Here is a 19,410-nt window from a genome sequence, read left to right on the forward strand (position 1 = left end):
CCGTACGCGTGGGACGTGCTCGGGATCACGGCGCCCGCCGGAGGCAGGAGTGGGAGCCTGGAGGTGCGGGGGCTCGTGCCCGAGGAGGCGTTGCCATGACCACCGCAGTCCGTTGGACCGTCGTCCTGCTGCTCACCGTGCACGGGCTGATCCACTTGCTCGGCGTGGTCAAGGGCTTCGGGTGGGCCGAGGTGCCCGCACTCACCCAGGACGTCTCGCCGGCCGCGGCCGTGCTGTGGTCGGCGGCGACCGTGCTCGTGCTGGCCACCGCGGCCACGGTCGCCCTGGGCGGACCAGACTGGCGGTGGGTCCTGGCCGGAGCCGCGGCCGTCGTCTCGGAGGTCGCGATCGTGAGCAGCTGGGCTGACGCCAAGGCAGGCACGGCGGCCAACCTCGTCCTGGTCCTGGTTTCTGCCTACGGTTTCGCCTCCCTCGGCCCGGGGAGCCAGGCCGCCCAGTTCGACCGCCAAGCCCACGTGGCGCTGAGCCGCACGCCGCACACCGCCGGCGTCGTCACCGAGGCCGACCTGGCCCGCCTCCCGGAGCCGGTCGCCACCTACGTGCGCCGCTCCGGCGCCGTCGGCCGGCCGCGCGTCACGAGCCTGCACGCCGACGTGCACGGACGCATCCGCAGCGGACCCGACGACGCCTGGATGCCCTTCCACGGCGAGCAGGTCAACACCTTCGGCGAGGTGCCGCAGCGGGTCTTCCACATCGACGCGACCATGCGCGGCCTGCCCGTCTCGGTGCTCCACGTGTTCGACGAGCACGCCGCCACGATGCGTGCCGAGCTGCTGGACGTCGTACCCGTCGTCCGGGCGCGGGGCCCGGAGATGGACCGCAGCGAGACCGTCACCATCTTCAACGACCTCCTCGTCCTGGCCCCTGCCGCCCTCGTGGACGCTCCCGTTGCCTGGGAGGTGCTGGACGCGCGGCACGTGCGGGGGACGCTGACGGCCCACGGCCACCGGGTCTCGGCCGACCTGACCTTCGACGAGGCCGGTGACCTGGTCGACTTCGTCAGCCGCGACCGGTCCCGCGCGTCCTCCGACGGGCAGAGCTTCCTCGACCAGCCGTGGAGCACGCCCCTCCAGCACTACGCCGACCTGCACGGTCGTCGCCTCGCGGTCGAGGGGCAGGGTGTCTGGGACGCACCGGCACCCGAGGGCCGCTTCGCCTACATCGACTTCGTCGTCGACGACCTCACCTACAACCCCAGCTGACCTGCTGCACGCACACACTGCTGGTCGAGCAGCGAGAGGACGGCTGTCAGCAGAACCAGGAATGTCGGTGGGTCCTGGTGGGATGAGGTCATGACAGCGACCGCCGGGTTCACCGCCCCCGCCCCTGAGGACCTGACGTCCCAGGGTCGTGGGTGGCGCCGTGAGGTGCTGCTGTCGGAGGTCCGTGCCGAGCAGCGCACGATCGAGGCGGCCGAGGCCCGCAAGCTGTCCTCTGTCACCGAGTGGGCCGACCTGCACCGCGCCGACACGGTCGTCCTCGACGGCGACACCCTCGCATGTCCGGGGTGCCGGTCGAGGAGTACTGCGTGACCGAGCTGGCCACCGCGCTGCGCACCAGCCACGCCGCGGCGCGGTCGTTGACCGAGGACGCCCTGGAGCTCCGTGAGCGTCTGCCCCGCTGCTGGGCCCGCGTCCACGCCGGGAAGTGTCCAGCGTGGAAGGCCCGCACCGTGGCCCAGCAGACCCGGACCCTGCCGGAGGAGGCGGCGGACTGGGTCGACCGCAACCTCGCCCCGTTCGCCACCAGCCTGTCGGTGACCCGGATCAAGAACGCCGCCGCCGCCGCGGTCCTGCGCTTCGACCCCGACCGTGCCGCGGCCGAGGCCGAGGCCGCGAGTGACAAGCGGGGGGTGTGGTTCGACTTCGAGCACGGGGCCGACGACCTCGATGATCCCGTCCTGCAGGGCAGCCGACCCGACGGCACCATGCGGTTCGAGGGCCTCGCCTCGGTCCCCGACGGCCTGGCCTTCCGTGACGCGCTCAAGGCCACGGCCACCGAGCTGGGCATCCTCGGCGACGACTCCCCCGAGCTGGTCCGCATGTCCAAGGCCATCGGGATCCTCGCTGACCCGCAGCATGCGATCGACCTGTCCCACTCCGCCGACGCCGTCATCAACGCCGAGACCGGGGAGACCGGGGAGACCGAGGACAGTGAGTTGGTGCCGCGTCGCCGGCCCCACCGGGCCACCCGGGTGCGGAGCCCGCTGGGGGTCGAGCGCCCCATCCACCTGCACCTGCACACCTCCACCGACGTCGCAAGGATCCAGGCGAGCGGCCTGCCCCACGCCGCGTCACCGGTCAGCCGGGCCGCGGTCGAGCAGTGGCTCGCCGACCTCGCCCCCGGCACACGCGTGCAGGTCACCCCCGTGATCGACCTCAACCACCACCACGCCGTCGACGCCTACGAAGCCCCCGCCCACCTCCGCGCCCTGGTCGACGAACGCGACCACGGCTGCGTGTTCCCCTACTGCACCAACCGAGGCCGCTACGACCTCGACCACACCGAGGCCTACCTCGACCCCGACGACGGCGGGCCACCCGGGCAGACGAGCAACCACAACCTCGCCAAGCTCTGCCGACACCACCACCGAGCCAAGACCCACGGGCACTGGACCTACCGCCGCGTCACCGACCCCTGGGACCTCGACATCGGCTGGCCCGACCCACACCGGGAGGACGAGCAGCACCCACCCGTGACCTCCACCGCCGACCGCGGCGGACCACCCGCCGCCTACCGCTGGGACTCACCCCTCGGCCACGCCTACCTCGTCACCGCCACCGGCACCTACCCCCTGGACTGACGACGCGTTCGTGCACGCGGCGACTGCGGCGCGCTCCGCGCGACCGTTTGGGAGACTCGACCCCTCAGCTCAGGCACGGTCGACGAGACGAGGGATCCCCGCGACATGGCACTTCCGACGACCGACACGATCGTCACCTACCCCGACGGCGACGTGTCCTCGACGGGCGTCGTCGTGCACGTCGAGCCCGTGGCCGACGGCAGGTCGGCAGTCCTGCTCGACACCACGGCCTGCCACCCGGTCGACACCGCATGGCCCGACCAACCTGCGGACCGGGGCACGCTCATCACGGCCCAGGGACCATTGACGATCGTCGACGCGGTGACGGGCGGCGTCCACGACGGCGACCTGCACCTCGGGGCCGACCTCCCGGTGCGCACCGGGACGGAGGGCTGGACGTTCGTCGTCGCCCACGTCGTCGACGGCACAGCCCCCGACGTCGGCCAGGAGGTCCGCGTCGAGGTCGACCGCGACCACCGCGCGGCCCTCTCCGCGGGGCACACCGCCTGTCACCTCGCCGCCCTGGCACTCGACCACGCCCTGGCAGGCGCGTGGACCAAGGAGGCACCTACCGACGCCCTGGGCAACCCGGCCTTCGACTCCCTCGCGATCGCGTCCTCGCGCATCCACGCGTTCGGGTCGGCCGACACCTACCGGATCGGCAGGTCCATGCGACGCAAGGGGTTCCCTCCCACGGCGCTGGGCTGTCCGCGCGTCGCACCTGGGTCTGCGGCCTCCCCGAGGGCCGCACCGACATCCCCTGCGGCGGCACGCACGTCCGGAGCCTCTCCGACCTCCGCCGGGTCGCGGTCTCGCTCGCGACGCGTCCGGTAGAGGGCGGCCTCGAGCTGACGATGGAGACGGCGGTCGAGCCGGTCAGCCACCACCGCGTCGCCGGGAACTGATCACCACCCCTGGGGCACCATGCCTGCATGGACCTGCGCATGCCCACCGCCATCGAGCTCGTCGGCGTCCCGGTCGGCGACCACACCGCCGACGCGATCCTGGCCCGGCCCGAGGGCACCGGCCGGTGGCCCGGCGTGCTGGTCTGGATGGACGCCTTCGGCCTCCGGCCACGACTGGAGGAGATGGCTGCCCGTATCGCCACCGAGGGCTACGTCGTCCTCGTGCCCAACCTCTACCACCGCAAGGGCCGTGCCCCGGTGACGCCGCAACGCGACCTCACCACCGACGAGGGCCGCAGCGCGGCGTTCCGGGAGCTCGGTCCGCTGATGAGGTCGCTGACCGCCGAGGTCGTCGAGCACGACGCCGCGGCGTACCTCAACGCGCTGCTCGCCCGCGACGACGTCCGCGGCCCGATCGGCACCGTGGGCTACTGCATGGGTGGCCGCTTCGCCGTGCGCGCGGCCGCCACCCGTCCCGACGACGTCGCAGCCGTGGGCAGCTTCCACGCCGGCGGGCTGGCCACCGACGACGAGGACAGCCCGCACCTGCTGCTGCCGCGGGTCCGCGCAGAGGTCTACGTCGCGCACGCCGACCACGACCGCTCGATGACGCGCGGGCAGCAGGAGCGGTTCGGCCAGGCGCTGGCCGAGGCCGGGCTGGTGCACACCGCGGAGCTCTACCAGGGAGCCCCGCACGGGTTCACCATGTCCGACACCGCGATGTACGACGCCGCGGCGACCGAGCGGCACTGGGCCGCCCTGCTCCCGCTCCTCGAGCGGACGCTGAAGGGCTGAGCCCTCCCGGTCGGGTCAGCGACGCCCGGAGCTGAACGACGCCGCGCTGTGGCCGCTGCGCGCCGGCTGCGCGGACGGCGTACGACGGCCGCCACCCGAGCGAGCCGAACCACCGGACTGCTGGCCGCCCGACGCACCTGCGCCGGACCGCTGAACGCCCGACCCGCCCCGACGGCGACGATTGCCGTTGGAGCCAGAGCCGTTCGACGCAGAGCCGGTGGAGCCCGACCCGGGCTTGGAGGAGCGCGACCCGCGTGACCCGCGCGCGCCCCCGGTCGAGGTGCGCGGCGCCGGCACGGTCTCGGGCATCGGGCCGGACAGGACCCGTTCCCCCGGCGCGAGCTCGCGCAGCACCGGGTGGTCGGAGCCCTGCAGACGCGTGGTGGTCGGGCTGATGCCGGCGGCGCGGGTCAGGTCGCGCACGTCCTTCTTCTGCTCGCTGGTCATCAGCGTGACCACGGTCCCGGAGTTGCCCGCGCGGGCCGTGCGGCCGGAGCGGTGCAGGTAGGCCTTGTGCTCGGCCGGCGGGTCGGCGTGGACGACGAGGGCCACGTCGTCGACGTGGATGCCGCGGGCGGCGATGTCGGTCGCGACGAGCGCGGCAGCGCTGCCGTCGTGGAAGGCCTGGAGGTTGCGGGTCCGGGCGTTCTGGCCGAGGTTGCCGTGCAGCTCGACGGCGGCCACGCCGGCCTTGTTGAGCTGGCGGGTGAGCGCCTTGGCGCCGTGCTTGGTGCGGGTGAAGACGACCGTGCGACCGGGGGCACTGGTCAGGTCGACCAGCACGTCGAGGCGGTTGTTGCGGTCGATGTGCAGCACGTGGTGGTCCATGGAGGACACCGGCGACTGCGGGGAGTCGGCCTCGTGGGTGACCGGGTCGACGAGGAACTGGCGGACCAGCTGGTCGACCGCGTTGTCGAGCGTGGCGCTGAACAGCAGGCGCTGGCTGCCCTTGGGGGTCTTGGCCAGCAGGCGGCGCACGGCGGGCAGGAAGCCGAGGTCGGCCATGTGGTCGGCCTCGTCGATGACCGTGACCTCGATGCCGTCGAGCGAGCAGTGCCCCTGCGAGATGAGGTCCTCCAGACGACCGGGGCAGGCGACGATGACGTCGACCCCGCGCTTGAGGGCGTTGACCTGGGGGCCCTGGCCGACGCCGCCGAAGACGGTGCGGGTGCTCAGACCGGCGACGGCGGCGAGCGGGGCGAGCGAGTCGTCGATCTGGAGCGCGAGCTCGCGCGTCGGGGCGAGGATCAGCGCCCGCGGGCGGCCAGCACGCGGGCGGCCGCCGTCGGACAGGCGCGCCACGAGCGGGAGCAGGAACGCGAAGGTTTTGCCGGAGCCGGTGCGCCCACGGCCGAGGACGTCGCGCCCGGCGAAGGAGTCGGGCAGCGTGGCTGCCTGGATCGGGGTCGGGGTCTCGATGCCGAGGCCGGTGAGGACGGAGGAGAGGCGTGCGGGCACGCCCAGCTGCGTGAAGGAGTTCAAGGTGTCGCGATCTGTGCGGGTGTCTCGCCGAAACCGGTGGTCCGAGGGGTTCGGGTCGGCTGCGCACGGAGCAGGTGAGTGCTTCGACGTGCGGACAACTCGCGGCGAGAGCTCGACGAGCTGAAGACCTCCAGGCTAGCGGGTGCGGGAGCGTTCCGACGAATCGACGCGCTCCAGGCGGCTGCGCAGGCGGCGCACCTCGTGCTCGAGCTCGAGCACGCGCGCGACCCCGGCGAGGTTGAGGCCCTCGGCCAACAGGTCACGGATCCGGTGCAGCACCTCGATGTCGGCCTGGGAGTAGAGCCGCGTCCCACCGCTGGTCCGGTCCGGCTCGAGCAGCCCCCTGCGCTCGTAGACGCGGAGGTTCTGCACCTCCATGCGCACCATCTCGGCGGCGACGGAGATCGCGAAGACACCCTGGGTGCGACCGGCCATGGACTTGATCTTGCCTCATGGATGGAATATAAGAAACCTGTAACCGTTGATACAGGTACGACGGGCTCACGCAGACCCGTCGACCGCGACACGAACCGTCAGGAGGCACCCATGCTGCTGCGCACCACCGACCCCTTCCGCGACCTCGACCGCCTGGCCCAGCAGATGCTGGGAGCTGCCGGCACCACCAACCGCCCGGCCGTCATGCCGATGGACGCCTGGCGCGAGGGTGACCGGTTCGTCATCGAGTTCGACCTTCCCGGCATCAGCCGCGAGTCGCTCGACATCGACGTCGAGCGCAACGTCCTCACGGTCCGCGCCGAGCGCGTCGCCCGCAACGGCGACTGGGAGCGACTGGCGTCCGAGCGGCCGACCGGCGTCTTCAGCCGCCAGCTCGTGCTGGGCGACAACCTCGACCTCGACCGCATCGAGGCGAGCTATGACGCCGGCGTCCTGCGCCTCGTCGTCCCCGTGGCCGAGCGGGCCAAGCCCCGCAAGGTGACGGTGACCGGTCTCGAGACCGGCAAGGACGAGCAGGTCTCGATCGAGAGCTGACCCCCAGGAGAGGCCCCGGGCCCGGCGCGCCGGGCCCGGGGCCCTCCCCTCTCAGCGCCCCCCGGCGGCGACCGCAGCGGCGAGGTCGTTGACGGAGGCGTCGCGTGTGCCCAGCGGCTCGAGCCCGAAGCTGCGCTCGATCGTCGCCAGGATCGACGTCGTGTCGTAGCGGGTGTGGTCGACGCCCGACCGCGTGAGCGACCGACCGATCACCATCGCCGGGATCCTCGTGCCCGGCCCCCACGCGTCCCCGGTGGGCGGCGAGACGTGGTCCCACTGGCCGCCGAACTCGTCGTAGGTCACGACCACGAGCGTGTTGCCGGCCGACCCGCCCTCGACCACCGCGCGGACCAGCTCGACGAGGTTGGCGCTGCCGAGCGGCTCGCTGGCGTAGCCCGGGTGCTCGTTCTCCGACGCGTAGGGCTTGACGAAGCTCACCGTGGGCAGGGCGCCTGCCTTCGCCGCCGCCACGAACTCCTCGCTGTCGCGCAGGTGCGCCCGCCCGGGCGTCCCCGGCGCGTAGTCCTCGAAGTAGAGGAACGGCTGGTGGTGGAACTGGAACTGCGGCACCTTCGACGGGTCGCTGTTCACCTGGTCCCACCCACCGGCGTACCACGCCCAGGAGATGCCCGCGTCGCTCAGCCGGTCGCCGATGTTGGGGTAGACGTCGTCGTCGATCAGCGGCATGAAGCGGGCGTTGGCGTTCGTCGTGTTGTACGGCGGGCTGGAGGGCTGGGCGGTGTTGACCACCCAGTCACCGCAGGCCGCGTCGTACGACGAGGGCGCGCCGCCCGGGCAGGCTCTGGTCATCTCGAAGTCGCTGACCTTCGACTCCGTGCGGTAGAGCGGGTAGCTCGACACCGGCATGCCGAAGTCGTCGATGACCGAGGGACGCACCCGCAGCTTCCCGGAGGGCAGCTCACCCAGCGGGTCGGCGTACGGCGTGCGGGCGGCGATCAGCCACTGGTGGTTGCAGGCGCGCATCCTCGAGCAGCGGGGACCGGCGACCACGGACAGCCTGACGGGTCGCGAGCGCGCCACCCTCGCCCTGCCGGCCGACGGCCTGACCGCCGTCGCGATCGCCCGTCGGCTCGCGGTGTCGCCACGCACGGTCAACAAGCACCTGGAGCACCTCTACCGCAAGCTCGGCGTGCGCGATCGTCTCCAGGCCGTCCTCGTGGCGCGGGACGCCGGGCTGGTGTGCGCGGGGGGTGGGGGGCTGGCGCGATAGCCGGTCAGCGGGGCGCCGGCCGTGGTCCAATCGCCCGGTGAGCGCCGACGACGCCCTCGAGGAGATCCTCCGCCACGGCCGCTGGGCCGAGCTCCGACCGTGGCTGGAGGCCCCGGCAGACAGCGTGGAGGGCAAGGAGCTGCGGGCGTGGTACCGCTCCCGTCGGGCCGCGCTGAGCAAGGAGAACCGGTGGGTCTCCTCGCGCGCGGCCACCGACGTCGACCACCCCGGCTGCCTGCGCCTGCTGGGCGCCGCCCTCGCTCCCGCCGACCGGGCCGCCCGTTGGCTGCCGGCCGTCGGCTGGGGCTGGCGTGGCGACGGGTCGGGCTCGGACGACCTGCTGGTCGCGACCATGCTCGGGCGCGGCCCGGACTGGTGCCAGGCGTTCCTCGACGCCGCGGCGCAGGACACCGTGCGCAAGAACGGCGAGCACGAGGTCGCCTGGCTCGGCAACGTCGCTCGTGAGCTGGTCGGGGCCGGGGCTGCACGGCTCCCCCGCACCCCCACGATGGCGACCGCCTGGGCCGCGGCGTACTCCACCGGCGCCGCCCACGCCAAGTGGGTCAAGTGGCGCGAGGCGCAGGGCCAGGAGGTGGACCCCAGCCAGGACGGCCTCGCCGACCTCCTGCGCCGCGACCCGGCCGTCGCCGACGGCGTGAGCCTGTTGCTCAGCGGCCCCGGTGCCGTGGGCCAGCTGGAGTACTTCCTCTCCGCGCGCTGGGACCTCGCCGCCGCGCTCGCCGAGCTCGTCGCGGACGGCCTGCTCGACCGCACCCGCGTGCTCGAGGACACGCTGGCCGCGCTCACGCGCCAGGACACGGCCGGCACCCAGAAGGGCCTCGCCCGGATCCTCACCGCCCTCGGCCTCTCGGGCGAGGACCTGCGCGGCCGGCTCCCCCTCGCCCAGGGACTGCTCGCGACCGGCCGCGGCCCGGTCACGGCCGCCCTGCTCCCCGCGGTCCTCGAGGTGGCTGCGCCCGAGGACCTCGACGAGGTCGCCCGCACGATCTTCACGCGCACCGAGAAGGCCCAGCAGAAGACGCTCCTGGCGGCGCTCACCGCCAAGGACGCCGTCGCGCGCTGGGACCGCCCCTCGGTCGTCGCGGCCCTCGCGGTCGCCGCCGACGTGCCGGACCCCCGGCTCGCCGCGCGAGCGACCACCGCCCTGGAGAAGCTCGGCGAGTCCACGCCGGAGGCCCCGCCCGAGGCACCGGTCGACGACCTGTGGGCACCACCCCCGCCGGTCACCGTCGGTGCACCGGTCACCGCGGTCGCGCCCCATGCCCGCAGCCTCACCGAGGCCGCCTCCCGCTTCGGTGTGGCCGCCACCCCCGCCGACGCCGCGCTCCTCACCGACGCCCTCGTGCGGTGGTGCGCGACGGACCCGCACGCGGCCCGTGAGTGGGCGTCGTCCGCGGTCCCCCAGGCCACGGTGTGGTTGCCCGCGCTGGTCTACGCGGTCCACGAGGGCCGTCGCCCGTCGCTGGAGGACTTCCGCACCCGCAACGAGCAGGTCAGCGCCCACCTGACCAGCGGCAAGCGGCCGCGCTTCGACGACATCTCGTGGAACCTGTACTCCCGCTCGGCCCCCGGTGTGCTGCACGACGGCGTCAACGCCGAGACCGCGGTCCGCCTCGGCGAGGTCCCCTTCCTGCTCAGCACGCCGACCCACGAGGACGGCTCTCTGGCGTTCGACGCCCTGATCGCGCGGCTGAGGGAGTACGCCGTCCCGGCCGGCCCGCTCGACCTCACCCTCGCCCTCCTGCGGCTGCAGCCCGTGGACCCGGGACGCGCCGCCGACCTCGACGGGCTGTCCCTCCCGCTGTGGAGCGCGGAGAAGTCGGGCCTGCTGCGTCGCCGACCCCGCACGCGCGACGCCGTCGACGCCGTCCGGGAATGGGTGACCTCCGGCGGTCTGCCGCCCTCGACGGCCCACCACCGGGGGGCGCACGTCCTCGTCGACCCCGCGCACCTCCCGGCAGGGGTCGGCGACATCCCCGGCGTGCCGGGCGCCCTGTCCTCCGGGCACGACCCGGACCTGCACGACGAGTACGACGAGTACAACCTCTCGGTCGAGGCCGGGACCGGCGTCGTGCCGGCCTGGGTCGACCTGCTCGCGGCGCGGCTGCAGAAGCAGTTCGACCAGTCCTCCCGCGGGGCGCCGCGGTGGCTCGCGCCGATGGCCGCGAGCCCGTCGCCCGGACTCGCGGTCACCCACGCCGTCGCCCAGACCCTGTGCCACGCCGACGAGGACCACCGCCTCGTCGCCGTGGACGCCGCGCTCGTGCTCATGGGCCGGGGGCGCTGGGTCCCCGACGACTACACCGCGTGCTGCCTGCACCAGCTCGCCGACGGGGAGCTGCGGCTGACCCGGCTCTCCCACGCCTGGGAGCAGCTGGCGCTCGGTGGCGGGCTACAGCCGCTGTGGCCGACCGTGCTCGCGGTGCTCGACGCCGCGTGCGCCCTCAACCGCAAGCCGCCGGGCCTCGCCGACCTGCTGGCCGTCGTACGCCGGCTCGCCCCGGCAGTGCCGGACGTGCGGCTGCCCGGGTCCGTGCGGACCCTGGCCGGATCGAAGGGAGGCAGCAAGGCCCGTCTCGAGGCCGTGGCCCTGGTGGAGGCCGTCTCGTGAGCTCCTACCGTGCCGCCTCGACGCTCGTGCCGGGCGAGACCGCCCGGCTCGGGCTGGAGACCGCGCTCGGCGCCACCCCGCGCGGCCTCGTCGAGCACCCGCGCTTCTTCTCCGGGATGCTCGCCCGGCCAGACGTCGCCGCCGCGGCGCTCCTGGCGGTCGCCGACGTGGCCGGCAGCCGCTACTTCGACGCCGGGCTGATGCAGCGCCTCGCCAACCTCGACCCCGTCCTCACCGCGTCGGGTGACCGGCTGCGCGTGGAGTCCTTCTCGCTGTGCAACGGCGTCCACGCCCGGCTCGACCTGCTGGCCGACGGCATCGACTCCGGCGAGCTGTCCCACGGCACCACCAACGTCGACGTCAACCAGCCGCTGCGCACCGCCCTGTCCGGGATCGGGCGCACCGACCTCGTGCACCTCGACGTCGGCACCGACGGGCTGTCGGTCGCGACCCTCGACGGCACCCACCACGAGCGCAAGGTCGACCTGCCCGACCGCTGGGTGCGTGGCTTCGCCGAGACGCCCGTGCTCGCCTCGCGGATGACGCTGCGCGCCGAGATGACCGGCCCCGTCGCCGCCCGCTGGCTGGCCTCGCTCCCCCGCGCCACGCCCGGGCCGTCGTACCACCTGGTGCCGGGGCCCGGCGGTCTGCGTCAGTCGCTCCGGCCCACGCCGACCTCGGTCCACCTCGCCGGCGCGGGACGCCTCGGCGCGGCGGGTCGCGTGGCGCGGTTCGCCACGTCGCTGCAGGTCTTCGGGTCCGACGACGACGCGAGCGCCTGGGTCCTCACGCTCCCGGGAGCACGCCTCACCCTGCTGCTCTCACCGCAGCCCTACCGCGGCTTCTCCGGCGAGGGCGGGCTGCTCACCACGCTGACCGCGGACTCCGCCGAGGGCTCGGCCGCCCGCCTGCTCGAGCACCTCGCGTGGGAGCCCCTGATCGACCCCGCCGCCCTCGCTGCGGCGACCGGCCTCGCCGCGACCGACGTGGAGGCGGGTCTCGGCTTCCTCGCCGCGACCGGCAAGGTCGGCTTCGACCTGAGCGAGCAGACCTGGTTCCACCGCGAGCTGCCCTGGGACGCCGAGCGCGTGGAGCGCGACAACCCGCGACTGCGCGACGCCCGCCGCCTGGTGGCGGAGGACGCGGTGCGCCGCACCGACGACGGCTGGGAGGTCCGCACCGGCGACCACCGGCAGTGGGTCACCCCCGACGGCGAGGGCTGGCGCTGCACCTGCCCCTGGTGGGCGAAGTACGCCGGCGCGCGCGGCGCCTGCAAGCACGTGCTGGCCGTGCTGCTGGTCACGCGGGGCGACTGAGGCGCCTCAGACGACGAGGTCCTTCAGGCGGTTCATCATCGAGACGCTCGGGAACCGGTCACGGCGGATCTTGTCCTGCAGGAGCAGCACGTAGGCCGGGATCTCCTCCTCGGTGAGCAGCTCCTCGACCAGGTCCATCATCGTCGACGACGGGTAGGGATCGTCCTGGATCTTCTCCAGCAGCGCGGTGAGCAGCGCGCCGCGCGCGAGATCGGGGTCGGTGGCCATGGTTCCTCCTCGAGATGGGTGGGCGGTGCGGCTCAGGCCTCGGACAGCAGGGTGCCGAGAGGTCCGAGATCGATGTTGAGGTCGGCGGTGGTCAGGTCGTAGCGGGCCTTGAGCTCCTCCATCGCCTCCTCCAGGCGACACAGCCCGAGCCCCAGCGCCTCGACCTGCTCGTCGCTGAGGTCGCCCTCGTCGACCCGGCGCAGCGCCTGGGCCTCCATCAGCTGGCGGACCAGCTCGATGACGGTGAGCACGAGCTTGAACAGGTCGCGCTCGACCGAGTCGGGATCGGTGTCCAGGCGCTGGGTGAGGAGCTTGGCGGCGTTGTCGCCCGGCGCGCTCACCACGGGTCCCCCGGGATCAGGTCGTCGCGCAGGTGCCGGGGCACCGGCATGTCCGCGCGGACGCTGGTGATCAGCGCGTGCAGGCGCACCTGCACCAGGTCGACCCCGGCCAGGGAGATCAGCACGTCACCGGCGAGCACGACCCCGGTGCCGAGCAGCCGGTCGAGCAGGTCGACCAGCGAGATCCGCGAGGCGTCGCCCATCGTGGTGAGCTCGGCCTCGGCCTCGGTCTGCAGCACGGTCATGCCCGCTCCAGGGTCGCGAAGGAGTACGCCGGCCAGGGACCCGCGAGCTCGGCCGTCACGACCCCGCCACGGAAGTCCAGACCGCTCACCGCGGCCTGGAAGTCCTCGGCGTCGGACACCGGCACGAGGAACGCGGCGTTGAGCACCATCGGCTCGCGTCGGCCGGTCAGCCGCGGGTCCTGCGGGGCGAGCCGTCGCGCGGCCACCGCGTGCTCCCCGAGCGTGCGGTAGGCAGCCTCGGCCAGCTGGGCCGCCTGCTCCCCGCTGTGGCGCCGCTGCTCGGCGGCCTGCTTCTTGCGCTGGAGGTAGGCCGCACCCGAGCCGCTGCTCCCCGCTGCGGGGGCCGTGGGGGCGGGCTCGGCGGGGGCAGGCGCGGCGTAGACCTTGAGGCTCCACTCCTGGCAGCCGTCGACGGCGTCGAGGCTCGCGGCGAGGTGGGTCCGGTGGTCGGCGAGCATCCGCGCCACGCTCGCGTCACCGGCGAAGATCGTGACCAGCCGCGCGGGAGCGGTGGTGGCCTGTTGGGCGGTCTGCCAGACGACGTCGTTGTGCCGCCGGGCCACCTCCTCGACCCACGCCAGGTCCTCGAGGTGCGCGGTCAGCGCGGCCTCGCCGAACTCCGTCAGGTCGACGTCGCACACGACCGCCTGGAGGTCGCCGTCCTCGACGACCCGCAGCGGCGCGGACCTCAGCCCCTCGCTGCCGGCCAGCACGGCGGGGTCGAGCCCGCGCGCGACGGCGAAGAGGTAGGCCCCGGGCTCACTCATCGGAGCCCCCGCCCTCGAGCTCCTCGATCCGGCGGCGCAGCTCGCGGTTCTCGGACTGCAGGTCCTGCTCGCCCGAGCTGAGCATCGGGTCGTGGCGCCACCAGTCGATGCCCATCTCCATCGCCTTGTCGACCGAGACCACGAGGAGCCGGATCTTGATCGTGAGCAGCTCGATGTCGAGCAGGTTGACCTTGATGTCGCCGGCGATCACGATGCCCTTGTCCAGCACGCGTTCGAGCACGTCGGCGAGGTTGGACGGCGCCGGGCCGTAGTCCGGCCGCTCGAGACCGCCGTACCCCCGGCTGCCGGTGGCCGGTGTCTGGCTCATCTCACTCCCCTCCCGGAGTGCCACGCGTGTAGCGCCGCAGGCGGCGGTAGCCCATCAGGTCACCGTGGTCGTCGGTGGTCACCTCGTAGAGCGCCAGGACGTCGGTGGTGTTGGGGATGCGCCGGACCTCGACGACCTCGACCTCGACGGTCCACCCGTCGTCGGCACGGCCGAGCCCGGTCACACCCTCGGCCTCCTTGCCGGTCAGCTCGAGCAGCTGCTGCGCGGCGCGGGCCGCGACCTGCGTCGCGGTGGCACGCCTCGGCGCCTCCGCCTTGGGCGCAGCCCGCTTGGCCGGGGTCTTCCTGCTCGGCGCCTTCTTGCTCGGCGCCTTCCTGGAGGACGCGCCGTCGTCCCCGTCGCTGCTCGACTTCCTCGCACCCGTGCGCTTCTCCGCCATCACTGCCTCCCATCGAGCCGGTCACGTGCGACGAGGAGCCGTTCGACCAGCTCCTCCTCCCACGCCTCGGCCTCCTCGTCGGTCAGCTGCCCATCCTGTCGCCGTCGCTCGACGTCCTCCAGCTGGGCCCGGATGCGCACCGGGTCGTAGAGCTCCTCCTCCGCCTGCCGCTGCACCTGCTCCGCGGCTGCCACGACGCCGCGCAGGGGCGCGATCGGCAGCGTGAGCAGACCGGTGATCAGACCCACGAGCGGTCCTCCACGAAGTCGTACGGCGGCACGGGGCCCACCAGCCGCAGGCGCACCCGCGGGTGCACCTCGGCAGCCAGGTCCTCCAGCCGCTCCTCGACCGCGACCAGGTGCTCGCGCTCCACGAGCAGGGCGACGTCGAGCAGCCCGTCGGTCCCGCCGACCTGGCGCACGCGCACCGCCTCCGCCAGCGGCTCGACCTCGGCGAGCAGCTCGCCCCGGTCGTGCTCGCGCACCTGGTCCAGCGCCATGGAGACGCGCTCGCCGAGCCGCACGAGGTCGGGGTGCATGGTCCCGGCGGGCAGGTCGCGCGTGCGGCGTCGCAGCTCCGCCACGACCGGGTCCGACTCGACCACCTCGGCCAGGACCTGCTCCTCGACGTACGTCGCGCGCAGGTTGAGCTGGACGACGTGCCGCAGGCGCTCGAGGAGCGCGACCAGGTCGCGCCCGTCGGAGAGCACCTCGTCGAGGGCGGCCTCCTCGTCGAGGACGACCGAGCCGAACCGCACGGGCACGACGGGTCCGACCGCGGCGAGCGCGTCGACCACCCGGCTGTGCGCCAGGAGCTCGGCCCGCCGCGCCGGCGGCCGGTCGAGCGCGAGGGGGCTCACCACGACGGCGACCTCACCCGCGTCGACCAGGTGGACGGGCTCGTCGTCGACCCCGAGGACGCCCTCGACCACCGCACCTGTCGGCACGACGCCGTAGACGTAGCAGCCGGTCTCGTGGGCCGGCGCCATCACGTCAGGCATCCGAGGACTGCCTCCTCCTCGACGACGAGCTCCGGCGACGCGAGCTGCTGTCGTCCTCATCGTCGTCGTCGCTGGACGTGGCGCCCTTGATCGCCTTCTTCACGCCCTTGATCGCGCCGCTGGTCTTCTTCGACGCGCCACCCTCCTGGAGGTCGCCGATGGCCTCGGTGAGGTCCTTGCCGCCCTTCTCGTAGAGGTCGAGGCGGTTGGTCGCCTCCGCGAAGCGGAGGTAGGTGTCGACGCTGGCGATCACGATGCGGGCATCGATGGTGAGCAGCTCGATGCCGACGAGCGAGACCCGGACGTAGGCGTCGATGACGATGCCCTTGTCCAGGATGATCTCGACGACGTCGGCGAGCCCGCTCGGGGCGGGGCGCTCGAGGTAGCCGCCGGAGCGGCGCTGGGCGGATGCGGTCATGCGTGGGTCCTCTCGGTCCTCAGGGGGGTGGGATCAGCTGGCCCGGCGTTCCTCGTCGGGTTCCTCGTCCTCGTCCTCGTACTCGTCCTCCGCTTCGTCCTCGGAGTCCTCGGAGTCCTCGGAGTCCTCCGGCTCCTCGGCCTCGTCGTACTCGTCCTCGGGCTCGTCCTCGGGCTCGTCCTCGTCCTCGTCGTACTCGTCCTCGGGCTCGTCGTAGTCCTCGCCGTCCTGCTCCTGCTCGGACTCCTCCTTCTCGACGTGCTCCTCGTGGGTCTCCACCACCTCGCCGTCGTGGATCACGCCGCGCCATCCCTCGACCTCGTCGGCCTCGAGGATGGTCTGGGTCATCACGTGGCGTCGGAAGTGCTTGAGCTCGAGCCTGGCACGCCGGCCCTGCGCGCGCCAGAGATTGCCGGTGCGCTCGAACAGCCCCTGGGGGTGGTACTCCAGGACCACGAGGATCCGGGTCAGCGACGGAGCGAGCTCGTGGAAGGTGACCGCGCCGTTGACGTAGCCCTTCTCGCCCTTGGACCGCCAGACGATGCGCTCGTCGGGGACCTGCTCGAGGATCGTGGCCTCCCACTGCCGGTGGGAGAGGAAGATCTGGGCCTTGAAGGTGATCTTGTTGTCGTCCTCGGCCTCCGCCTTCTCGACCTTCTTCATCATCGTCGGGAAGTCGTTGAACTGGGTCCACTGGTTGTAGGCCACGGAGATCGGGACGCCGACGTCGATCGACTCGATGATGTTCGTGGACTTGGTGCCCTTGCCACCGCTGCCCTTGCCCCCGCCGCCGGTGATCTTGTCCTTGACGCCGCCGGCGAGGCCCTTGAGCCCGCCCATCACGGGGTTGTCGCCCTGGGCGGCACTCTCCCCGGCCTTGCCGGCCGCCTTGCCGAGCATGCCGCCGCCCTCGGAGACGTCGCTCAGCTTGTCGGTGAGGCCAGAGATCTTGTCGTTGACGGTGTCGAGGGCCTTGTCGCCCAGGTTGCGGAACAGGTCCTGCCCGGCTCCCTTGAGGAGCTCCAGTCCGTTGTCGTTCTTCGCCATGTCGATCAGCTCCTGGATCGCGAGCGGGAGGTGGACTTCTTGGCCGCGGACTTCTTCGCGGTCGCCTTCGTCGTCTTCTTCGCCGGTGTCTTCTTGGCCGGCGCCTTCTTGGCCGTCGACCTCGTCGCCGCCGACTTCTTGGCCGGGGCCTTCTTGGCCGTCTTCTTGGCGGCGCCGCTGCTCGAGGAGGACTTCTTGGCCGCCGACTTCTTCGCCGGGGCGGACTTCGCGGCCGAGCTGCTCGACGACTTCTTGGCCGCGGAGGTCGACCTGCTGGAGGACTTCTTCGCCGCCGACTTCTTCGCCGGGGCGGACTTCTTGGCCGAGCGGCTCGACGACGTGTCGTCCCCGGAGGAGGACCTGCTCGAGGACTTCTTGGCAGGGGCCTTCTTCGCCGACTTCTCGGCGGTGCGCTTGGACGGACTGCGCTTGGACGGCGTGCGCTTGGACGGAGTGCGCTTGCGCGACTGCGAGGACCGGCGCCGGCGTGGTGGCTCCGGCTCCTCCTCGGGCTCATCGGGCTCGTCCTCGGGCTGGTCGTCGGCCTCGTCCTCAGGCTCGTCCTCCGGCTGGTCGTCGGCCTCGTCCTCAGGCTCGTCCTCCGGCTCGTCCTCGCCCTCCTCCGGCTCCTCCTCGCCCTCCTCGCCGTACTCGTCCTCAGGCTCCTCGGACTCGTCGCCCTCCTCGCCCTCCTCCTCGTACTCGTCCTCAGGCTCCTCGGACTCGTCGCCCTCCTCGCCCTCCTCGCCCTCCTCCTCGTACTCGTCCTCAGGCTCCTCGCCGTCCTCCGAGTCCTCAGCCTCCTCGGAGTCCTCGCCCTCCTCCTCGTACTCGTCCTCAGGCTCCTCGCCGTCCTCCGAGTCCTCCGAGTCCTCCGAGTCCTCGCCCTCCTCGTACTCGTCCTCGGGCTCGTCCTCGTCGTACTGGTCCTCGGGCTCCTCGTCCTCGTCCTGGTCGACGACCTGGCCGTTGACCAGCCGGTCGTTCCACGAGTCGACGCGACTGGTCGCCGACGACAGCGCGGCCTGGCGCGCGGCCTGCATCAGCTCGCCGGTGATCCTCTGCTGGAGCTTGGCGAGCTCCGGGTTCTTCTCGATCAGCTGGCTGGCCTGCTTGATCATCCCGACGGGGTTGGTGGCCACCCGTTGGCCGGCCAGCATGCTCCCGACCGTGATCGCGAGGCGGAGCTTCTTGGTGCGGCCCAGCAGATAACCAGCGGTTACGCCGAGGCCGATCTTGGCGGCGGACATCGCACTCCCTCTTCGAAGGCACCCACCGAGCGTGGTGCTTCCCGAGCACCCGACCGCGCGTCGTCCTGAGACGCGCGGTCTCCCTCGAGGGCACTCACCGCACTGGTGCCCGCACCCGGCTGTGACAAACACCACTCCGGGGTGTGATCAGACCGACCCACCCGTGATCTCGATGTTCTGCCCGGTGACGTACGACGAGCGCGGGCCCGCCAGCCACGCGACGACATCCGCGACCTCGGAGGGAGTGCCGCACCGACGCAACGGGATCATGCCGATCATCTGGCGAGAGACCTCGTCGGGGTCGGTGGAGAAGTACTGGCTGCCGACCGCGGCCTGTGCGGCCACCTGGTTGTTCCACATCACGCCCGGTCCGATGAAGGCCGGCGAGATCGAGTTGACGCGGATCCCGTGCGGGGCAAGGTCCTTCGCCGCACTCCGGGCCAGGCCGATGACCGCCGCCTTGGACGCGGAGTAGGCGCTCATGTTGGGTGCACCGGACACCCCCGCCATCGAGGCGAGCAGCACGATCGAGGCGGGACGATCGGCCTCGGCGAGGATCGACCCGACCGCGGCGAGGACCGAGAAGGTGCCCACTACGTTGACCTCGAGCACCCGGGCCGCGTCGGCCACGTCGTACTCCTGGATCGGGCGGAACGGCCCCTGGACGCCGCTGCTCACCACGACCGCACCCGGGACGCCGTGCTCGGCCGCCAGGGCTCGCAGCGTCACGGAGACCTCCTCGGCATCGGTGACGTCGAACGCGGCGGTCACCACCTGTCCGGCGCCCGCCTCCGCGTCCTCCCTGAGCGCGGCCGCGACGTGCTCCAGGGGGTCGGCCCGCGAGGGGTGGTCGGCGACCAGCAGGGACCAGCCCTCGACCCGGAGGGCGCGCGCGATCGCGGAGCCGAGATCGCCGGCCGCGCCGACGACAAGAGCCCAGCGGCCCACCCGGGGACCAGTCACCGCAGGTGGTCCGAGAGTGCCCCCTCCTCGACACCGAAGTGGTGGAGCAGGGCCGCGTCCCGCTCGGTGTCGACCTGCGTCGGCAGCATGCAGGTGGCGACCATCGCCTGGTCGTGCTCTCCTCGTCCACGCAGCAGGTGGACGACGTTCTCTCGCGTCGTGACCATGACGCGACCACTTCCTCTCCCTCTCCTGGTCCGGCTCTCCCAGCCGCCCGTCCCGACCGTGATACGCCTGCTGCTCTCCCC

At 72.8% G+C, this 19,410-nt stretch carries 25 protein-coding genes; 9 read left to right on the plus strand and 16 right to left on the minus strand.

The genetic code is table 11. The annotated features are described in order from the left end of the window. The first annotated feature begins 95 nt into the window (after positions 1-95). The 5 genes from J2S63_RS01300 (at position 96) to J2S63_RS01320 (ending at position 4,524) form a co-directional block, all read left to right on the plus strand. Positions 96-1,223 (plus strand): DUF6544 family protein, encoded by a 1,128-nt coding sequence (locus J2S63_RS01300; RefSeq protein ID WP_310297565.1) that lies wholly within the window; start codon positions 96-98, stop codon positions 1,221-1,223. A gap of 90 nt (positions 1,224-1,313) precedes the next feature. After that, positions 1,314-1,553: a hypothetical protein gene (locus J2S63_RS01305; protein WP_310297566.1), complete on the plus strand. Its 240-nt coding sequence runs from the start codon at positions 1,314-1,316 to the stop codon at positions 1,551-1,553. Then, complete coding sequence (locus tag J2S63_RS01310; RefSeq protein WP_310297568.1) at positions 1,550-2,824, plus strand: HNH endonuclease signature motif containing protein; 1,275 nt, start codon at positions 1,550-1,552, stop codon at positions 2,822-2,824. The genes J2S63_RS01305 and J2S63_RS01310 overlap by 4 nt, the downstream gene beginning before the upstream one ends. A 105-nt stretch (positions 2,825-2,929) precedes the next feature. Further along, positions 2,930-3,658, plus strand: a complete 729-nt coding sequence (locus J2S63_RS01315) for an alanyl-tRNA editing protein (RefSeq protein WP_310297569.1) — start codon at positions 2,930-2,932, stop codon at positions 3,656-3,658. 98 nt (positions 3,659-3,756) lie between these two features. Beyond that, on the plus strand, positions 3,757-4,524 hold the full coding sequence (locus tag J2S63_RS01320) for a dienelactone hydrolase family protein (RefSeq protein ID WP_310297571.1): 768 nt from the start codon (positions 3,757-3,759) through the stop codon (positions 4,522-4,524). A gap of 15 nt (positions 4,525-4,539) precedes the next feature. On the opposite strand, the gene J2S63_RS01325 is transcribed toward J2S63_RS01320, so the two are convergent. Next, a complete protein-coding gene (locus J2S63_RS01325; protein ID WP_310297572.1) occupies positions 4,540-6,006 on the minus strand; it encodes a DEAD/DEAH box helicase in 1,467 nt (488 codons plus the stop codon). Positions 6,007-6,141: 135 nt separating this feature from the next. Beyond that, positions 6,142-6,441, minus strand: coding sequence for a MerR family transcriptional regulator (locus J2S63_RS01330; RefSeq protein WP_310297574.1), 300 nt, complete (start codon positions 6,439-6,441; stop codon positions 6,142-6,144). Between the two features lie 111 nt (positions 6,442-6,552). Between J2S63_RS01330 and J2S63_RS01335 the strand changes: the two genes are divergently transcribed. After that, positions 6,553-6,996 (plus strand): Hsp20/alpha crystallin family protein, encoded by a 444-nt coding sequence (locus J2S63_RS01335; protein ID WP_310297576.1) that lies wholly within the window; start codon positions 6,553-6,555, stop codon positions 6,994-6,996. 51 nt (positions 6,997-7,047) lie between these two features. Here the strand turns inward: J2S63_RS01335 and J2S63_RS01340 are convergent, their stop codons facing one another. Further along, positions 7,048-7,893 carry an alkaline phosphatase family protein gene (locus J2S63_RS01340; protein ID WP_344117095.1) on the minus strand — a complete coding sequence of 282 codons (846 nt, stop codon included), beginning with the start codon at positions 7,891-7,893 and terminating at the stop codon, positions 7,048-7,050. Between J2S63_RS01340 and J2S63_RS01345 the strand changes: the two genes are divergently transcribed. Genes J2S63_RS01345 through J2S63_RS01355 form a run of 3 tightly spaced genes read left to right on the plus strand, consistent with a single transcriptional unit; the run spans position 7,877 to position 12,175 of the window. Next, on the plus strand, positions 7,877-8,227 hold the full coding sequence (locus tag J2S63_RS01345) for a response regulator transcription factor (RefSeq protein ID WP_310297580.1): 351 nt from the start codon (positions 7,877-7,879) through the stop codon (positions 8,225-8,227). The genes J2S63_RS01340 and J2S63_RS01345 overlap by 17 nt on opposite strands. A 37-nt stretch (positions 8,228-8,264) precedes the next feature. Then, complete coding sequence (locus tag J2S63_RS01350) at positions 8,265-10,859, plus strand: hypothetical protein (RefSeq protein ID WP_310297582.1); 2,595 nt, start codon at positions 8,265-8,267, stop codon at positions 10,857-10,859. Beyond that, entirely contained in the window at positions 10,856-12,175 is a 1,320-nt protein-coding gene (locus J2S63_RS01355; RefSeq protein ID WP_310297584.1) for an SWIM zinc finger family protein, read from the plus strand. Before J2S63_RS01350 ends, J2S63_RS01355 begins: the two co-directional genes overlap by 4 nt. A gap of 6 nt (positions 12,176-12,181) precedes the next feature. On the opposite strand, the gene J2S63_RS01360 is transcribed toward J2S63_RS01355, so the two are convergent. The 13 genes from J2S63_RS01360 to J2S63_RS01420 all read right to left on the minus strand — a co-directional run bounded on the left by J2S63_RS01360 (position 12,182) and on the right by J2S63_RS01420 (position 19,329). Beyond that, complete coding sequence (locus tag J2S63_RS01360) at positions 12,182-12,403, minus strand: hypothetical protein (RefSeq protein WP_310297590.1); 222 nt, start codon at positions 12,401-12,403, stop codon at positions 12,182-12,184. Between the two features lie 32 nt (positions 12,404-12,435). Further along, positions 12,436-12,744, minus strand: a complete 309-nt coding sequence (locus tag J2S63_RS01365; RefSeq protein ID WP_310297592.1) for a gas vesicle protein K — start codon at positions 12,742-12,744, stop codon at positions 12,436-12,438. Then, positions 12,741-12,989: a gas vesicle protein gene (locus tag J2S63_RS01370; protein WP_310297594.1), complete on the minus strand. Its 249-nt coding sequence runs from the start codon at positions 12,987-12,989 to the stop codon at positions 12,741-12,743. Before J2S63_RS01370 ends, J2S63_RS01365 begins: the two co-directional genes overlap by 4 nt. Further along, on the minus strand, positions 12,986-13,756 hold the full coding sequence (locus J2S63_RS01375; RefSeq protein ID WP_310297597.1) for a GvpL/GvpF family gas vesicle protein: 771 nt from the start codon (positions 13,754-13,756) through the stop codon (positions 12,986-12,988). The genes J2S63_RS01370 and J2S63_RS01375 overlap by 4 nt, the downstream gene beginning before the upstream one ends. After that, complete coding sequence (locus tag J2S63_RS01380; RefSeq protein WP_310297600.1) at positions 13,749-14,084, minus strand: gas vesicle protein; 336 nt, start codon at positions 14,082-14,084, stop codon at positions 13,749-13,751. Before J2S63_RS01380 ends, J2S63_RS01375 begins: the two co-directional genes overlap by 8 nt. Position 14,085: 1 nt before the next feature. Beyond that, complete coding sequence (locus tag J2S63_RS01385; RefSeq protein WP_310297604.1) at positions 14,086-14,484, minus strand: gas vesicle protein GvpO; 399 nt, start codon at positions 14,482-14,484, stop codon at positions 14,086-14,088. Further along, positions 14,484-14,732, minus strand: a complete 249-nt coding sequence (locus J2S63_RS01390; RefSeq protein WP_310297606.1) for a gas vesicle protein GvpG — start codon at positions 14,730-14,732, stop codon at positions 14,484-14,486. Before J2S63_RS01390 ends, J2S63_RS01385 begins: the two co-directional genes overlap by 1 nt. Beyond that, positions 14,723-15,484, minus strand: coding sequence for a GvpL/GvpF family gas vesicle protein (locus J2S63_RS01395; protein ID WP_310297608.1), 762 nt, complete (start codon positions 15,482-15,484; stop codon positions 14,723-14,725). Before J2S63_RS01395 ends, J2S63_RS01390 begins: the two co-directional genes overlap by 10 nt. Then, positions 15,477-15,902 (minus strand): gas vesicle protein GvpJ, encoded by a 426-nt coding sequence (gvpJ, locus tag J2S63_RS01400; protein ID WP_310297612.1) that lies wholly within the window; start codon positions 15,900-15,902, stop codon positions 15,477-15,479. Before gvpJ ends, J2S63_RS01395 begins: the two co-directional genes overlap by 8 nt. 33 nt (positions 15,903-15,935) lie before the next feature. Then, positions 15,936-16,949: an SRPBCC family protein gene (locus J2S63_RS01405; RefSeq protein ID WP_310297614.1), complete on the minus strand. Its 1,014-nt coding sequence runs from the start codon at positions 16,947-16,949 to the stop codon at positions 15,936-15,938. Between the two features lie 5 nt (positions 16,950-16,954). Continuing rightward, complete coding sequence (locus tag J2S63_RS01410; RefSeq protein ID WP_310297616.1) at positions 16,955-18,199, minus strand: hypothetical protein; 1,245 nt, start codon at positions 18,197-18,199, stop codon at positions 16,955-16,957. Between the two features lie 147 nt (positions 18,200-18,346). Then, a complete protein-coding gene (locus J2S63_RS01415; RefSeq protein WP_310297619.1) occupies positions 18,347-19,162 on the minus strand; it encodes an SDR family NAD(P)-dependent oxidoreductase in 816 nt (271 codons plus the stop codon). After that, entirely contained in the window at positions 19,159-19,329 is a 171-nt protein-coding gene (locus tag J2S63_RS01420; RefSeq protein ID WP_310297622.1) for a hypothetical protein, read from the minus strand. Before J2S63_RS01420 ends, J2S63_RS01415 begins: the two co-directional genes overlap by 4 nt. Positions 19,330-19,410 lie beyond the last annotated feature (81 nt).

The organism is Nocardioides marmoribigeumensis (genome assembly GCF_031458325.1).
GTDB lineage: Bacteria > Actinomycetota > Actinomycetes > Propionibacteriales > Nocardioidaceae > Marmoricola_A > Marmoricola_A marmoribigeumensis.

Excerpts from the sequence above, each read along its gene's own strand:
- J2S63_RS01300 (WP_310297565.1), top strand. The coding sequence starts at position 96 with ATGACCACCGCAGTCCGTTGGACCGTCGTCCTGCTGCTCACCGTGCAC.
- J2S63_RS01320 (WP_310297571.1), top strand. The coding sequence starts at position 3,757 with ATGGACCTGCGCATGCCCACCGCCATCGAGCTCGTCGGCGTCCCGGTC.
- J2S63_RS01395 (WP_310297608.1), bottom strand. The coding sequence starts at position 15,484 with ATGCCTGACGTGATGGCGCCGGCCCACGAGACCGGCTGCTACGTCTAC.
- J2S63_RS01385 (WP_310297604.1), bottom strand. The coding sequence starts at position 14,484 with ATGGCGGAGAAGCGCACGGGTGCGAGGAAGTCGAGCAGCGACGGGGAC.
- J2S63_RS01380 (WP_310297600.1), bottom strand. The coding sequence starts at position 14,084 with ATGAGCCAGACACCGGCCACCGGCAGCCGGGGGTACGGCGGTCTCGAG.
- J2S63_RS01335 (WP_310297576.1), top strand. The coding sequence starts at position 6,553 with ATGCTGCTGCGCACCACCGACCCCTTCCGCGACCTCGACCGCCTGGCC.
- J2S63_RS01410 (WP_310297616.1), bottom strand. The coding sequence starts at position 18,199 with ATGTCCGCCGCCAAGATCGGCCTCGGCGTAACCGCTGGTTATCTGCTG.
- J2S63_RS01315 (WP_310297569.1), top strand. The coding sequence starts at position 2,930 with ATGGCACTTCCGACGACCGACACGATCGTCACCTACCCCGACGGCGAC.
- J2S63_RS01420 (WP_310297622.1), bottom strand. The coding sequence starts at position 19,329 with ATGGTCACGACGCGAGAGAACGTCGTCCACCTGCTGCGTGGACGAGGA.
- gvpJ (WP_310297612.1), bottom strand. The coding sequence starts at position 15,902 with ATGACCGCATCCGCCCAGCGCCGCTCCGGCGGCTACCTCGAGCGCCCC.
- J2S63_RS01330 (WP_310297574.1), bottom strand. The coding sequence starts at position 6,441 with ATGGCCGGTCGCACCCAGGGTGTCTTCGCGATCTCCGTCGCCGCCGAG.
- J2S63_RS01405 (WP_310297614.1), bottom strand. The coding sequence starts at position 16,949 with ATGGCGAAGAACGACAACGGACTGGAGCTCCTCAAGGGAGCCGGGCAG.
- J2S63_RS01345 (WP_310297580.1), top strand. The coding sequence starts at position 7,877 with ATGACCGAGGGACGCACCCGCAGCTTCCCGGAGGGCAGCTCACCCAGC.
- J2S63_RS01360 (WP_310297590.1), bottom strand. The coding sequence starts at position 12,403 with ATGGCCACCGACCCCGATCTCGCGCGCGGCGCGCTGCTCACCGCGCTG.
- J2S63_RS01370 (WP_310297594.1), bottom strand. The coding sequence starts at position 12,989 with ATGACCGTGCTGCAGACCGAGGCCGAGGCCGAGCTCACCACGATGGGC.
- J2S63_RS01375 (WP_310297597.1), bottom strand. The coding sequence starts at position 13,756 with ATGAGTGAGCCCGGGGCCTACCTCTTCGCCGTCGCGCGCGGGCTCGAC.
- J2S63_RS01305 (WP_310297566.1), top strand. The coding sequence starts at position 1,314 with ATGACAGCGACCGCCGGGTTCACCGCCCCCGCCCCTGAGGACCTGACG.